The 14,624-nt window shown below is 61.4% G+C and carries 15 protein-coding genes; 12 read left to right on the forward strand and 3 right to left on the reverse strand.

Annotated features, from left to right (window positions below; translation table 11 throughout):
• Window position 1 precedes the first annotated feature (1 nt).
• The 12 genes from H3Z74_RS10475 to H3Z74_RS10530 all read left to right on the forward strand — a co-directional run bounded on the left by H3Z74_RS10475 (window position 2) and on the right by H3Z74_RS10530 (window position 12,512).
• Window positions 2-454 carry a GatB/YqeY domain-containing protein gene (locus tag H3Z74_RS10475; RefSeq protein WP_187763793.1) on the forward strand — a complete coding sequence of 151 codons (453 nt, stop codon included), beginning with the start codon at window positions 2-4 and terminating at the stop codon, window positions 452-454.
• Window positions 455-916 (forward strand): endonuclease domain-containing protein, encoded by a 462-nt coding sequence (locus H3Z74_RS10480; RefSeq protein WP_187763794.1) that lies wholly within the window; start codon window positions 455-457, stop codon window positions 914-916.
• On the forward strand, window positions 913-2,829 hold the full coding sequence (dnaG, locus tag H3Z74_RS10485) for a DNA primase (protein WP_187763795.1): 1,917 nt from the start codon (window positions 913-915) through the stop codon (window positions 2,827-2,829). Before H3Z74_RS10480 ends, dnaG begins: the two co-directional genes overlap by 4 nt.
• Window positions 2,826-4,835, forward strand: coding sequence for an RNA polymerase sigma factor RpoD (rpoD, locus tag H3Z74_RS10490; RefSeq protein ID WP_187763796.1), 2,010 nt, complete (start codon window positions 2,826-2,828; stop codon window positions 4,833-4,835). The genes dnaG and rpoD overlap by 4 nt, the downstream gene beginning before the upstream one ends.
• Before the next feature lie 612 nt (window positions 4,836-5,447).
• Entirely contained in the window at window positions 5,448-6,356 is a 909-nt protein-coding gene (locus H3Z74_RS10495; protein ID WP_187763797.1) for a nitrogen regulation protein NR(II), read from the forward strand.
• 114 nt (window positions 6,357-6,470) lie between these two features.
• Window positions 6,471-7,136: a DUF6975 family protein gene (locus H3Z74_RS10500; protein ID WP_187763798.1), complete on the forward strand. Its 666-nt coding sequence runs from the start codon at window positions 6,471-6,473 to the stop codon at window positions 7,134-7,136.
• An 80-nt stretch (window positions 7,137-7,216) separates the two neighbouring features.
• Window positions 7,217-8,071: an AAA family ATPase gene (locus tag H3Z74_RS10505; protein ID WP_187763799.1), complete on the forward strand. Its 855-nt coding sequence runs from the start codon at window positions 7,217-7,219 to the stop codon at window positions 8,069-8,071.
• Window positions 8,072-8,219: 148 nt separating this feature from the next.
• Window positions 8,220-8,489: a hypothetical protein gene (locus tag H3Z74_RS10510; protein ID WP_229727020.1), complete on the forward strand. Its 270-nt coding sequence runs from the start codon at window positions 8,220-8,222 to the stop codon at window positions 8,487-8,489.
• A 93-nt stretch (window positions 8,490-8,582) separates the two neighbouring features.
• On the forward strand, window positions 8,583-9,512 hold the full coding sequence (locus H3Z74_RS10515) for a DUF817 domain-containing protein (protein ID WP_229727021.1): 930 nt from the start codon (window positions 8,583-8,585) through the stop codon (window positions 9,510-9,512).
• 109 nt (window positions 9,513-9,621) lie between these two features.
• Window positions 9,622-10,140, forward strand: a complete 519-nt coding sequence (locus H3Z74_RS10520) for a CHAP domain-containing protein (RefSeq protein ID WP_229727022.1) — start codon at window positions 9,622-9,624, stop codon at window positions 10,138-10,140.
• A gap of 58 nt (window positions 10,141-10,198) precedes the next feature.
• A complete protein-coding gene (locus H3Z74_RS10525; RefSeq protein ID WP_187763803.1) occupies window positions 10,199-11,311 on the forward strand; it encodes a hypothetical protein in 1,113 nt (370 codons plus the stop codon).
• A 22-nt stretch (window positions 11,312-11,333) separates the two neighbouring features.
• Window positions 11,334-12,512, forward strand: coding sequence for a vWA domain-containing protein (locus H3Z74_RS10530; protein ID WP_187763805.1), 1,179 nt, complete (start codon window positions 11,334-11,336; stop codon window positions 12,510-12,512).
• A gap of 86 nt (window positions 12,513-12,598) precedes the next feature.
• On the opposite strand, the gene H3Z74_RS10535 is transcribed toward H3Z74_RS10530, so the two are convergent.
• From H3Z74_RS10535 to H3Z74_RS10545, 3 genes are all read right to left on the reverse strand, one after another.
• Window positions 12,599-12,742, reverse strand: coding sequence for a hypothetical protein (locus tag H3Z74_RS10535; RefSeq protein WP_187763807.1), 144 nt, complete (start codon window positions 12,740-12,742; stop codon window positions 12,599-12,601).
• Between the two features lie 117 nt (window positions 12,743-12,859).
• Window positions 12,860-14,056: an exo-beta-N-acetylmuramidase NamZ family protein gene (locus H3Z74_RS10540; RefSeq protein ID WP_187763808.1), complete on the reverse strand. Its 1,197-nt coding sequence runs from the start codon at window positions 14,054-14,056 to the stop codon at window positions 12,860-12,862.
• A complete protein-coding gene (locus H3Z74_RS10545; protein ID WP_187763809.1) occupies window positions 14,053-14,610 on the reverse strand; it encodes a DOMON-like domain-containing protein in 558 nt (185 codons plus the stop codon). The genes H3Z74_RS10540 and H3Z74_RS10545 overlap by 4 nt, the downstream gene beginning before the upstream one ends.
• Window positions 14,611-14,624: the final 14 nt, after the last annotated feature.

Here is a 14,624-nt window from a genome sequence, read left to right on the forward strand (position 1 = left end):
AATGATTCGCGACGACATCAAGACCGCCCTCGTCACCGCCATGAAGGGCGGGGACAAGGCCGGTACCGCCACGCTCCGCCTCGTTCAGTCGCAGATCAAGAATCGCGACATCGAAGCGCGGGTCGGCAAGGCGCCCGAGAGCGACGATGCGCTGGTCGTCGAAGTCCTGCAGAAAATGGTCAAGCAGCGCCGCGAATCGATCGACATGTTCGTGAAGGGCGGGCGCCAGGAACTGGCCGATGCGGAAGCGGCTGAGATCGCAGTGATCGAGGCTTTCCTGCCGCAGCAGATGAGCGAGACGGATACCAGCGCCGCGATCGAGGCGATCAAGGCGGAGTTGGGCGCCAGCGGCATGAAGGATATGGGCCGGGTGATGGCGGAGTTGAAGGCGCGGCATGCGACGACGCTGGATATGAGCAAGGCGAGCGGCCTGGTGAAGGCGGCTTTGTCGTAAATGGACAACGACGCCCTTCTTCCTCCCCTCCCGCTTGCGGGAGGGGATCGAGGGGTGGGCTCTCGGTTTCGGCTGGGAAGGCCGACCGCAAGGGCGCGTGACCTGCGCAACAACGCGACGCTGCATGAGCAGATGCTGTGGCAGCAGCTTAAAGGTGGGCGGTTGAATGGCCTCAAATTCAGCCGCCAGATACCGATCGCTGGATATTTCGCCGATTTCGTTTGCCGATCATGCAAATTGGTCCTCGAACTGGATGGCAGCCAGCATGCCGATGCAGCAATGCATGACGAAGCGCGGACTCGAGCGATCGAGGCCGCAGGCTATCGCGTTATCCGGTTCTGGAACAATGACCTGAATGAGAACATGGACGGTGTTCTGGAAAATATCGTGAACGCGGCGATGGTGGCTGACCGCGAGCCCGCCCCTGCCCCTCCCGCAAGCGGGAGGGGTGAAACAAAATGACCCTCACCCCGCAATTCCTCGACGAACTCCGCGCCCGCACCCTGCTGTCCGCGCTGATCGGCCGCACCACCAAGCTGCAAAAGGCGGGCAAGGAATACCGCGCCTGCTGCCCGTTCCATAACGAGAAGACGCCGAGCTTCTACGTCAATGACGACAAGGGCTTCTACCATTGCTTCGGCTGCTCGGCGCATGGCGATGCGATCAAATGGCTGACCGACCAGCGCGGCCTACCCTTCATGGACGCGGTGAAGGAGCTCGCCCAGGCTGCAGGCATGGAATTGCCGGCGATGGACCGGCAATCGGCGGAAAAGGCCGAGCGCGCCAAGGGGCTGCATGAAGTCTGCGCCGATGCCGCAAGCTGGTTCACCGATCAGTTGAACGGCATCGGCGGCGCCGAAGCCCGTACGATCCTGGAGAGGCGCGGCATCAAGGCGTCGACCGCCAAGGAATTCGCGCTCGGCTTTGCGCCCGATTCGCGGGGGAAGCTCAAGGATGCGCTCAAGGAGTATGGCGACCCGTTATTGGTCGAATCTGGCCTGCTGATCTCGGTCGAAGGCAAGGATCCGTACGATCGCTTTCGCGGGCGGCTGATGATCCCGATCCGCGACCCGCGCGGACGCACCGTCGCATTCGGTGGACGGATCATTGGTGATGGCGAGCCGAAATATCTCAACTCCCCGGAAACGCCGCTCTTCGACAAGGGCCGCACGCTCTACAATCTCGACAAGGCGGCCGCCGCAAGCCGCAAAGCAGGCCGCGTGCTGGTCGTCGAGGGCTATATGGATGTCATCGCTCTCGCTCAGGCCGGGTTCGGCGAGGCAGTCGCCCCGCTCGGCACCGCGCTGACCGAGGCGCAGCTCGAACGGCTATGGCGCCTTTCCGATGTACCGATCCTGTGCTTCGATGGCGATTCGGCGGGGCAAAAAGCGGCAATCCGCGCCGCCAACCGGGCAATGCCGATGCTCGGGCCGGGCCGCAGCCTCGCCTTCGTCACCCTGCCACAGGGTCAGGATCCCGATGATCTGGTCCGCGCCAAGGGGCCGGCCGCTTTCGAAGCGCTGGTTCAGGCCGCTGAACCTCTGGTCGATCGCCTATGGAACCATGAACGCGACGCGGAGCCGCTCGACACGCCCGAACAGAAGGCGGGCTTCAAACGCCGCTTCACCGAGCTCGCCAATGCGATCGCTGACCAGGACGTCCGCACCGAATATCTCGCCGAATTCCGCCGCCGCTTCGACAAGATGTACGAGAAGGAACGCAAGGAATGGACTCCCCGCCCGCCTTTCGTACCGGGCAAGCGCGGTGGTCCGCGAGATAAATGGAAACCGCCGGTGGGCCCGGTGACGGACTATGCGAAAAGCGTCGGCGCCACGGGCATCGACCGCATCCTCGCCAAGGCAATTCTGGCCGGTCTGATCCGTCACCCGGCCGAGATCGCACGCCATATGGAGGTGCTGGGATCACTCAAACTGGCCGACGAAGCGCTCGCCAAATTGTTCGAGGCGGTGGTGAATCTGGCGATTAAAGATGCAAATAATGGCGGAGCGCTTGATAGCGAGGGCCTTCTCACCATATTGGCCTCATCTGAATTTGATATAATCGCGCATGATCTTCTGCGGGCCGACCAATTATCGTGTTCGTTTACGCAAAAGGATGCCGAGCCACAACGGGCTCGCGAAGACCTCGACGAGGCGATCGCGATCCTGGTGTCTCGACCCGAAGTGGATGCGGCACTGGCCGAGGCGACGGCGACGATGAAGGCGCACTATTCGGATACCTCGTTCGATTGGGACGGGGCGTTCGAAAAGCAGGTCGCGCTGGTGAAGGAACAACAGGCGCTTGACGCTCGGCTTGCAAATCTAGTGCAGGCGAACGAAGACGCCAGAGCTTTTAGTACCGAGGGCAATGAATGACTGATACGACCGAGACGACCGATGCGCCGTTGATCGATCTTAACGACGCGTCGATCAAGAAGCTGGTCGCACGCGCCAAGAAGCGTGGGTACATCACGTACGAGCAGCTCAACGAGGCGCTGCCGCAGGATCAGATGTCATCCGATCAGCTCGAGGACGTCATGTCCGCGCTGAACGAGATGGGCGTCAACATCGTCGAAAATGACGAAGCCGGCGAGGATGGCGAGGATAACGAGCAGGCCGAGGACGAGGTCGAATCGGTCGATACCGCCGAGGAAAGCGCGCCCTCGCTCGACGTGAAGAAGAAAGAAGTCATCGATCGTACCGACGATCCGGTGCGGATGTACCTGCGCGAGATGGGCGCGGTCGAACTGCTCAGCCGCGAGGGCGAAATCGCCATCGCCAAGCGCATCGAGGCCGGCCGCGACACGATGATTCTGGGTCTGTGCGAAAGCCCGATCACCTTCAACGCGATTATCGACTGGTCGAACGCACTCAACGAGGGCACGATGCAGCTGCGCGAGATCCTCGATCTCGATGCCATGCTTTCCAAGGACCCGGCCCCCGAATCGCTGACCGACGACGAGGATGGCGAAGGATCGGGCGAGATTTCCGAAAAGACCGCCGGCCCTTCCTTCAAGGAAGAAGAGGAGCCTGAAGAGGCGCCCGCCGACGAGGACGAGGATTCGATGACCGAGCGGCGCACGCCGCGTCCGTCCGATGACGAGGAGGAGGACAACACCCTCAGCCTCGCGCAGATGGAAGAGCAGTTGAAGCCGCAGGCGCTGGAGCGCTTTGCGAGCATCACCGCGCTGTACAAGAAATTCTCCAAGGTGCAGCAGCAACGCTTGGAGGCGATGAGCGCCGGCGGCGAACTGTCGGCCGCGGATGAGCGTAAATATCACAAGCTGCGTGAAGACCTCACCGCCGAGGTCGAGAGCGTCCAGTTCCATAACGCCAAGATCGAATATCTCGTCGATCAGCTTTATGCCTTCAACCGGCGCCTCACCGCGCTGGGCGGGCAGATGCTGCGCCTTGCCGAGCGCCACAAGGTGCCGCGCAAGGATTTCCTCGACCGCTATATCGGCCACGAACTGGACGAGCAGTGGATTGCGGGTCTCGGCAAGCTCGACAAGAAATGGACCGCGTTCGTCGAGAATGAGAGCGACGCCGTCGACCGGATTCGCATGGAGATCGCCGAGATCAGCCAGGCGACCGGCATGAGCCTCGCCGAGTTCCGCCGCATCGTCAACATGGTGCAGAAGGGCGAGCGCGAGGCGCGTATCGCCAAGAAGGAAATGGTCGAGGCGAACCTCCGCCTCGTCATCTCGATCGCCAAGAAATACACCAATCGCGGCCTGCAATTCCTGGATCTGATCCAGGAGGGCAATATCGGCCTGATGAAGGCGGTGGATAAGTTCGAATATCGCCGCGGCTACAAGTTCAGCACCTATGCGACCTGGTGGATCCGTCAGGCGATCACACGCTCGATCGCCGATCAGGCGCGCACCATCCGTATTCCGGTGCACATGATCGAGACGATCAACAAGCTGGTGCGGACCAGCCGCCAGTTCCTCCACGAGCAGGGCCGTGAGCCCACGCCCGAGGAAATGGCCGAGCGCCTGTCGATGCCGCTCGAAAAGGTCCGCAAGGTGATGAAGATCGCCAAGGAGCCGATCAGCCTCGAAACGCCGATCGGCGACGAGGAAGATTCGCATCTCGGCGACTTCATCGAGGACAAGAACGCGATCATCCCGGTCGATGCGGCGATCCAGGCCAATCTCAAGGAAACCGTCACGCGGGTCCTGGCCAGCTTGACCCCGCGCGAGGAACGCGTGCTGCGCATGCGCTTCGGCATCGGCATGAATACCGATCACACGCTGGAAGAGGTGGGCCAGCAATTCAGCGTGACGCGCGAGCGTATTCGCCAGATCGAAGCCAAGGCACTGCGCAAGCTCAAGCATCCGAGCCGTTCGCGGAAAATGCGCAGCTTCCTCGACCAGTAATGGCCCTGGCCGGCGGGTGAGCTTGTCCAAGCGACAAGCACATCCGCCGCCGATCCGATCGCATCGGCAAACGGCCCGGATGAATAACGGCGCACGGCGACTATGCCGGTGCGCCGTCTTTATGTTACGGATGTCCAGGCGAAGCGTGCAGCGGTCACGCAATCTCTCGTCAGTTCGGCGCAGATCATAGATCGAGGCGCTCGCAATCGGGGAGAAGTGCGCCCCGGCGGAAGGGGACCATTCTTCCGCCGGGACCGGGCACGCCTCCGGAGGGTGGCGACGTGCCGCTTTTTCCGTCGGAAGCGCGGGACCTGCTATCCCGACGGAAACCCTGAAACTTGGTGGGTGGTATCTGAAGTGCCCCGCTTTCCCTCTTGTCTTGATCGAGTTTTAGCGGCGCCTATTTACCATTGCGCCACCGGACAATGGTTCCGAATCCCATGATTCACGGCCGGGCGGCGTTGAAATCGCGGCAAATTCGGGATGAATTATATCCGTTTTGGAGGTTCCTCCCGGTAACCATGTAAAATACTCAACCGGATCGGATCAGTAGCCTTGCAGTTGCGGCAATAAGCGCCGCTTGTTCAGGTTCCCAAGAAAGGGAGCAATGACATGACCGCATCTGCCCAAGTCATTCCGTTTGATCCCCCGCGCGACCATATCGTCACGGCATCGGATCTGGTGCGTCACTTTGGAGTCTGGCAGGAGCGAGCGATACGCTCGCCGGTTTATATCCTGCATCGCGGACGGCCGCGGCTGATCCTGACATCGATCGACGTCATGGATGCCCTTTGCGCACCCCATGCGGCCGGTGCCGGCGGCAATGATCCGGCGAGCGCCGCATTGCTCGACTCGGTCGATGACATGGTCATTCTTGCCGATCAGGATCTGCGTGTGACCGCCGCAAGCCGGTCCGCGCGCTGTTATTTCGGCACAGCGGTCGATCCCGGCCATTCGATCGATGCGCTGGGACCCGACGCCGCGCGTCAATTTCTCGCCGAGGCAATCCACCGCGTCGCGGCATCGGGCCTGACCGAGTCGCTGGACCTGCCGTCGATCCGTTACGGCAATCGTAGCCTGACCATTTCGATCCAGCCGCATCCGGGCGGCGTTGCACTGTTTGTCCACGACGTCACGATCGCCAGCGACCTGCGCGACGCGGAGGCCGAACGCCACGCAACCAGCGAGACAATTGCCGCCATTCCCGGCATCGCCAGCGCGCGAATCAACCTGCGTGGCTACCTCGATCACCCCGAAGCCCCACTCGCCAGGCTTTCCGGCTTGTCTATCGATGCATTGTCGAGCGTTCGCTTCGTAACCTTGCTCGACATCGCTTCCCGAGTCGGGGTTGCGGAAGCGATCGAAGCGGTGATCGCCGGCGGCCATCCCAAGGCCGTCTCCGCCACCATGCTGGTCAATCGGGGTGAGGCGGTGCCGGTACAGATCGGCCTGGCGGCGCTCCGACGCGGTGCGGCGATCGAGGCGGTGTCGGCGATGATCGTTTCCCGACACTCTGGTTGAGACAGGATTAATCGCCAGTACACCAGGTCTTTACGTGCTTCGGTATATCCCCTGACCCGACAGAGAAGCACGAACCGGAATGATCCGGTTCGCGCATTGGAAATTCGGGGGATCATGGCTTTTGATTCGGCTCATAGCGTAAGGCGGGACAGCGGCTGGGGCATCATCGCCTCGCTTGCCGACGCCGATGGCAGCGCGACGCACCCGATGCCGCGGACGCTCGGTAACCGGCATGTGGCGGTACGCGATTTCGCGGACTGCGTTCATGCGCTTTGCGCCCTGCATGGCCGCCATCCCGGCGTGATCGATCTTGCTGCCGATCGTAATGTGCAACCCCTTGCCCAGGACTGGTTGATCGAGGCGGCCGAAGGATTCGCCGTCGAACGCACGTATCTCGCCACGCTGACCGCTGCTGCAGGCCCCCTGCCCTCAACCCCGGGCCAGGCCGAGTCGGAAGCCGCCGTGATCGGTCAGCGTCATGCACTGGAGATGCTCGCCCAGTCCGACCGCGCGGGATGCGCGACCGGCGCGGCGATCGCACTGGTGCTCGACTGGGCGACGATCCGGATGACACTTGATGCCGCCGCCAATCGCTTTGGGGTCACGCCACCTGCATCGGCGCTACCGATCGAGGCGGAAATCGCCACCGTCGCCGCGTCCCTTGGCGACACACCCGGTGTCGAGCGGGCGATGGCGTTCGGCGCGCAGCAGTTGCTGGCGCAGCATCGCGGGCTGTGGGACCTGCTCGAAGCACGTGCGAGCGCGCGCAACCATCTCTGACATTTGAATCGCGCGCTTGCGCCAAGAGCCGAATTCCCTCTATCGCCAAACCCGGTATTCAAATGAAACGGGATTGCGGCATGAAGCGCTTCGAGGGCACCCAAAGTTATGTCGCGACCGACGATCTGAAGGTCGCGGTCAACGCGGCGGTCACGCTGCGTCGCCCGCTGCTGGTCAAGGGCGAACCCGGCACCGGCAAAACCGTCCTCGCTTATGAAATCGCCAACGCGATCGATGCCGAGTTGATTGAGTGGAACATCAAATCCACGACAAAGGCACAGCAGGGTCTTTATGAATATGACGCGGTCGCTCGCCTGCGTGACGGTCAGCTCGGCGACGAGCGGGTCCATGATATTTCAAACTATATTCGCCGCGGCAAATTATGGGAGGCGTTCACGCGCCCCAAGCCGCCGGTGCTGCTGATCGACGAAATCGACAAGGCCGACATCGAATTCCCCAACGATCTGCTCCAGGAGCTCGATCGTATGGAATTTCATGTCTACGAGACCAAGGAGACGGTGAAAGCGGCGGAACGCCCGATCGTCGTGATCACCTCGAACAATGAAAAAGAGTTGCCCGACGCCTTCCTGCGCCGCTGCTTTTTCCACTACATCAAATTTCCCGACCGCGACACGATGCAGGCGATCATCGACGTCCATTTCCCCGGCATCCAGAAGATCCTGGTCAACAAGGCGATGGACATCTTCTACGACGTGCGCGACGTGCCGGGCCTGAAGAAGAAGCCGAGCACCAGCGAATTGCTCGACTGGCTCAAACTGCTGCTGCACGAGGACATGCCGCTCGATGTGCTGCAGAACCGCGACCCGACCAAGGCGATCCCGCCGCTGCACGGCGCATTGCTCAAGAACGAGCAGGATGTGATGCTGTTCGAACGGCTGGCCTTCATGGCCAAGCGTCAGCAGAACAAGGGGTAATCTGCCTCGCCCTGCCAACTATGGTCAGGGCATGACGTTCGGCCGACAATATATGACGTTTGGCCGACATGCCGGTACCCATGCCCGCGATCGACCTATGCAGACACCCTGATCAGGGAGGTTTGCCGTGCGTTTTCCACAATTGTCGTTGGCCGCGCTGGCCACTCTTCTCGTGGCGGCACCAACAGTTGCAGGGGCAGTCGCAGGAAAATCAGATGATTCAGCCGCACCACCGCCGGCGAAGGAAAAGAAGATTTGCCGCCCGATCGTCGGGACCGGCACGATCCTGGCACGATCCTATTGCCTGACCAGGGCCGAATGGGCGGAAATGAACGAGCGCAATCGCCGGGATCATGAGCTGGTAGAACAGCGCAAGTCCAGCGGTGTCCAGAAACCCACCCCCTTTAACGCATATTAGAGGAGGCTTTCGCGCAGGGGCTGCTTGCCCCCGGTTTCCTGCTACTCCTGCCGCACCATGCCGATTACCAGGCCGGCCGGCGGGGAGAGCAGAGTGGATCCAGTCGACAGTCAGCCGCACCCAGCAAATGATGGTACCGTAAGCGAATCAGTCGTTTCGGTATCACCGCCCGGCGCAACCCGTTTTGCCCAAGTCCGCGCTCGCCTCGAAGCAGCGCAGCCGACGCGCGGCTGGACGGCGGCGCTCTATGAATTCCTGCTGTTCGGTTTCAAACAGGGATGGGCCTGCCTGTTCGGCGCTCTGATGTTGGCAATGCTCTTCGCCACGCACTTCTTCTATCCCGTCGATGCGCCGATCGCGCGCTACGACGTGCTGACCATCGGCGCGATCCTGATCCAGGCCGCAATGCTCCTCTTCCGCCTCGAAAGCCTGCGCGAGGCGAAGCTCATATTGATCTTCCACGTCGTCGGCACGATCATGGAGATATTCAAGACGGCACACGGATCCTGGGTCTATCCCGAGCCTAGCCTGTTGCGCATCGGCGGCGTGCCGCTGTTCTCGGGATTCATGTACGCGGCAGTCGGCAGTTATATCGCACGGGTCTGGCGCATCTTCGATTTTCGCTACGATCATTTCCCGTCGCGCTGGATGACGATCGCATTGGCGACAGCGATCTATATCAACTTCTTCGCGCACCACTGGCTGCCCGATGCGCGTCTGCTGCTCTTCGCGGCGACCGCAATATTGTTCTGGCGGACGCGGGTGTGGTTTCAGCCGTTTCGAAAGGCCCGGTCGATGCCGTTGCTGATCGGCTGGTTTCTCGTCGCATTGTTCATCTGGTTTGCCGAGAATATCGGAACCTATACGCGCGCCTGGGCCTATCCCTCGCAAAAGGCGGAATGGTCGATGGTTTCGCCGCAGAAGCTCGGCGCCTGGTATCTGCTGATGATCATTTCATTCGTGCTGGTGTCGCTGCTGCACCGGCCGGAACAGCCTTCCCGCATTATGGTAACTGCACCCTAAACCACGCCTCCCAACGGTTTTGGCACGCGAAATGGGCAAGGATCTGCGGGGTATGGGACACCTATCCTCCCGCCTTGTGTGGCTCGCCGCCGCGGTTTCGACCGTCAGTATGCCCGCGGGTGCCAAGTCCCTGCTCGATTATGTCGGTGAGTGCGTGCCCTTTGCGCGGGCCGCTTCCGGGATCCAGATTTATGGCGACGCCTGGACCTGGTGGGACGCCGCCGAGGGCAAATATCGCCGCGGCGACACGCCGAAGGTCGGCGCGGTCGTCGTGTTCCGAAAATCGCCACGGCTGCATCTCGGTCATGTCGCGGTGATCAGCCGTGTCGTCACGCCGCGCGTCGTCATGGTCACTCATGCCAACTGGTCGCGCCAGAATGGCGAGCGCGGCCATGCCGAGCAGGACGTGACCCTGACGGACGTCTCGCCGGAGAAAGACTGGAGCGAAGTGAAGGTCTGGTACCGTGACATGGACGGCCTGGGTAGCACCGTCTATCCGGTCTATGGCTTCATTTACGGCATGCCGGACAAGACAGCCGGACGCGCCGTCACCAGAGCGCATGCAGCGCCGGAGCTCAGCGGCAATGATCCCGACTACGTCGGCGCGCTGATCGACGCCTATCGCTGACCCGCTTGCGCGAACCGGCCCGCTGCGGCACGCTATTCCAACAATGGGAGTAGCGTGGATGAGATTGCGGGTCGGTGTTCAGGTCGCTGCTGCGCTCCTCCTCTCGGCGCCTGCCGTCGCGGCCAAGAAACCGCCGCTCAGCTGGCAAGCCTCGGGCGATCGCATCGCTGTGCCGACCGCCCATCTTTCATTGTCCAAAACCGCCGGCTCGGCGGTAATGACTGAGACCCATGAATTTTCGCGCAAAGGCGAGGGATTGGACAATGTGGCGCAATTCGAAACGCCTGACCGCAAGATCTTCGGCACCGCCTATGTCTATCTGCCAGCTTATCCTGACGTTGCACTGACCGCGTACCAAACCGATAGAAGTATCCGCGGTCGGTTCGGAGCAATTACCTTCACCGAGCAGAGTGTGGTCGCATCGGATGGGCACCCCGGCACGGTCATTCGCTTGGTTTATTCCGACGGCAGGGCCGAGAAGGTCAATGGCGGGGAACCTGTAGCAACTGCAGCCGCCTTTTTGCGCGCGTCGGGGTGGATCGTGAAGTTGCGCGCCAGCGGCCCGGCAGAGCGTCGATCCGAAGTGGTTGCCGTGCTCGACGGGCTCCTAGCCGGGCTACGCATCGACAAGGGCACCTATGTTCATCCGGTCGGGCTGCTTCAGCTCGCCGCGCCCTGCCCGGCCGCCGATCGCCCGGCAGCAGTTGTCCCGAAAACCGACAAGACAACGGCTCGGGTTCTCGCCGCTGCAATGAACTCTGCCGTTGTCACGATCGATCCCAAGGGCAAGAAGGACGATCTTGCCCGGCCATTTCCGAACAACGGCCTCCAGCAGGCCTGCGTGCGTGGCACCATTAAACATGGCGATAGCTCGATCGACCTGCTGCAACCGGTTGGATTGGCGGATCCAGACACCGTTGTGGGTGTCATCAACGACGCGGGATCGATGCTGGTGATCGAAAAGGCGCTCACATCGCCAGGCTATGATTTCAAGGTGGCGGAGATTGGCGTCGCGAACATTTATGGCAGCTATGATGCGATTCCGTCCGTCACCCAGATCAATGCTCTTTTTTCCGGCACGGCAACCGAGGGCACCTCACGTCAAGCAAGCGTGAAGCTCCTGGCGACGGGTGACACTCGCATGGATATAGTCATGGAAAGCGCGAAATGACCTCGCCGGCGAAGGATTCGCAATGTTCCTGAACTTCCTCGACGAGCTTCGCGCCGCTGGCATTCCGGCCAGCATGAAGGAGCATCTCCTGCTCCTCGAAGCGCTCGATGCAGACGTGATCGATCGCACGCCGGAGGATTTCTATTATCTTTCGCGTGCCGTGTACGTGAAGGACGAAGGGCTGCTCGACCGCTTCGACCAGGTCTTCTCCAAGGTGTTCAAGGGGGTCGCCACCACCTTCGGCCAGGCGCCCACCGATATCCCCGCGGATTGGCTGAAAGCGGTCGCCGAGAAATATCTCTCCGCTGAAGAGATGGAAGCGATCAAGTCGCTCGGCTCCTGGGACGAGATCATGGAAACGCTGAAAAAGCGGCTCGAGGAACAGCAGGGCCGGCATCAGGGCGGCAACAAATGGGTCGGGACCGGCGGCACCTCGCCCTATGGCAATAGCGGTTATAATCCTGAAGGCGTGCGCATCGGTGGCGAGAGCAAGCACAAGCGCGCGCTGAAAGTGTGGGACCAGCGCGACTTCAAGAATCTCGACAGCACGCGCGAACTCGGTACGCGCAACATCAAGATCGCACTGCGCCGCCTACGCAAGTTCGCGCGTGAAGGCGCCGCGGACGAACTCGATATCGACGCGACGATCGACGGCACTGCGCGCCAGGGCTGGCTCGACGTCGTGATGCGCGCCGAGCGCCGCAATGCAGTCAAATTGCTGCTGTTCCTTGATGTCGGCGGCTCGATGGATCCCTGGGTCAAGCTGTGCGAGGAACTGTTCTCGGCCGCCACGAGCGAATTCAAGAATCTCGAATTCTTCTACTTCCACAATTGCCCATATGAGGGAGTGTGGAAGGACAATAAGCGCCGCTTCACCGAGCGGACGCCGATGTGGGACGTGCTGCACAAGTTTGGGCACGACTATAAGCTCGTATTCGTCGGCGATGCCTCGATGAGTCCGTATGAGATCACCCATCCCGGCGGCTCCGTCGAGCATTTCAACGAGGAATCGGGCGCGGTGTGGATGCACCGCATGACGACCACCTATCCGGCAGCGGTTTGGCTCAACCCCATTCCGGAACAGCAATGGGGCTATTCGCAAAGCGTGCGCATCATCCGCGAATTGATGAACGACCGCATGTATCCACTGACGCTGGCAGGACTGGATGACGGGATGCGGGAATTGACGCGGAAGCGTTAGAATCGGGGAGTGTAGCTAGCCCTTGCCCCGTGATCGGGGACGGCCGCTCAAATCATCGAATAGAGTCGTCGCTGGATGCCCGAGAATCAGGCGTTCAACGCCTCAAGCTTGGCCTGAAATTGCTGCGCCAGCGCAAGCCTGCGACTGCGCGCTTCAGCAGTAACCGCCGTCCGCGCCGCAGCATGTTCCTGCATTGCGCGCCGTGCGTAATAATGAAGATTGGATTCCACTGAATTCGTCCCCGCAAACGACTTCCCAGTCGCCAGCGTGATGCTGCAGAAACATTACCAAATATAATATTTTGGGCCGGAATGTCGCGAATCCGCGCCGAACGGTTGTCCGACAAGTCAATAAAGCAGGAATCGGCCCCGTTCGGCCACCCATGCCGCCTCATCCGGGCCGGTAACCGCATCGAGATCGCGCGACTCGGCAAGAGCGTCATCGACCCAGTCGCGCAAACCCGGACCGGCATTGATCACGTCGATCGCGAGCTTGCCGAATTCATATTCGTAGGGGAAATCCCGCCACAGATCATAATCCGGATAGAGCCGCCGGATCGCCTTGAAACCCAGCGCCTGCACCCGCCACGGCTTGAATGCCTGGTGATCATATCCTGCCCCCTCGGCATGAATGAACACACCGCTGCACAACTGGCCGACATGCTTGTGAAAGGTCGGCTGGAACCAGATATCGCGCAGCGTGCAGCCGGCCAGCCATGCCGGTGCGAAACGGTGCATTTCGGCGATCACCGCACGCGCGTCGATATCAGGTGCGCCGAACAGTTCGAGCGGCCGCGTCGTCCCGCGCCCTTCCGACAGAGTCGTGCCCTCCAGCATCACCGTGCCGGCGTAAGCCCGCGCCATATTGACGTTGGCGGCATTGGGGCTTGGATTGATCCAGACGCGATCCGCCGGCCAGCCATAGCCGGGCGCCGCATCGGGCTCCCATCCCTCCATCGCGACCACATGATAATCCACATCGAGCTTGAAATGGTCGATGAACCAATGCCCCAGCTCGCCCAATGTAAGCCCGTGGCGCATCGGCATCGGCCCGGCACCAACGAAACTCTCCCAGCCCGGCAGCAATGTCAGCCCTTCGACCGGTCGTCCAGCCGGATTGGGCCGGTCAAGCACCCAGACCGACTTGCCATGTGCGGCCGCGGCTTCCAGCACGTAGAGTAGCGTCGTGACGAAGGTGTAGATGCGGCACCCGACATCCTGCAGGTCGACCAGCATCACGTCGAACGTGCCCATCGACTGGCCGGTCGGCCGGCGCACTTCGCCGTACAGGCTGAACACTGGCATGCCGTAAATCGGGTCAGTGAAGTCGGGCGACTCCATCATATTGTCCTGCAGGTCGCCGCGTACGCCATGCTGCGGGCCGAACACCGCTGAGACGTTGAGACCGCTTGCGACCAAAGCATCGATCGAATGCGTCAGATCGGCCGTGACCGAAGCGGGATGCGCGAGCAATGCGACACGTTTACCCTCGAGTGGCTTGCGCAGCGCAGGGTCGGCGAGAAGGCGATCGAGACCGAATTTCATGCCGCCGTGGGTGCCGCGAGCTCAGCGGTAAAGCAATCCCGGTTGTGAAAATCGGGTATTTCGGACGTGTCGGTCGGGTGCGTGAGCGCCCAGAAGGACTTGGTGCCGTCCTTCGCCTCGATCACCGCGGTCAGGCCGACCTGCCACACAGTCCCGTCGGCAAGTAGAGGCAAAGTGAGCGACACCGTCAGCTCGGCCGCATCCGGCGCCATGCGCCATCCTTCATTCTCATACTGCGCGGTTTGCGAATTGCGCATCCCGTCGCGATAACCGTCAAATTCATAGATCGCCCATCCGCCCGACGGCGACGCGTTGAGCTCGGTATAATCGTCACCGGCGCCCGGCGCGATGAACGCCTCGAAACAGCTATGCTGCCACAGATTGTCGGTAAAGGCCGGCGCGATCGGCACTGGCCACAACACGGCATCGATCGCGCCGGCCACATGGTAATGAAGGGTCAGCAGATCGCGAGACGGCCGCTCGGCGGTGACCGTCACCCTGTTCAGGGGGCCGCGAGGCAAGGCGGGATGCGGGATCAATTCGAACTCAGCCATAATGCTCCACCATC

This window comes from Sphingomonas alpina (genome assembly GCF_014490665.1).
GTDB classification, from domain to species: Bacteria; Pseudomonadota; Alphaproteobacteria; order Sphingomonadales; family Sphingomonadaceae; genus Sphingomonas; species Sphingomonas alpina.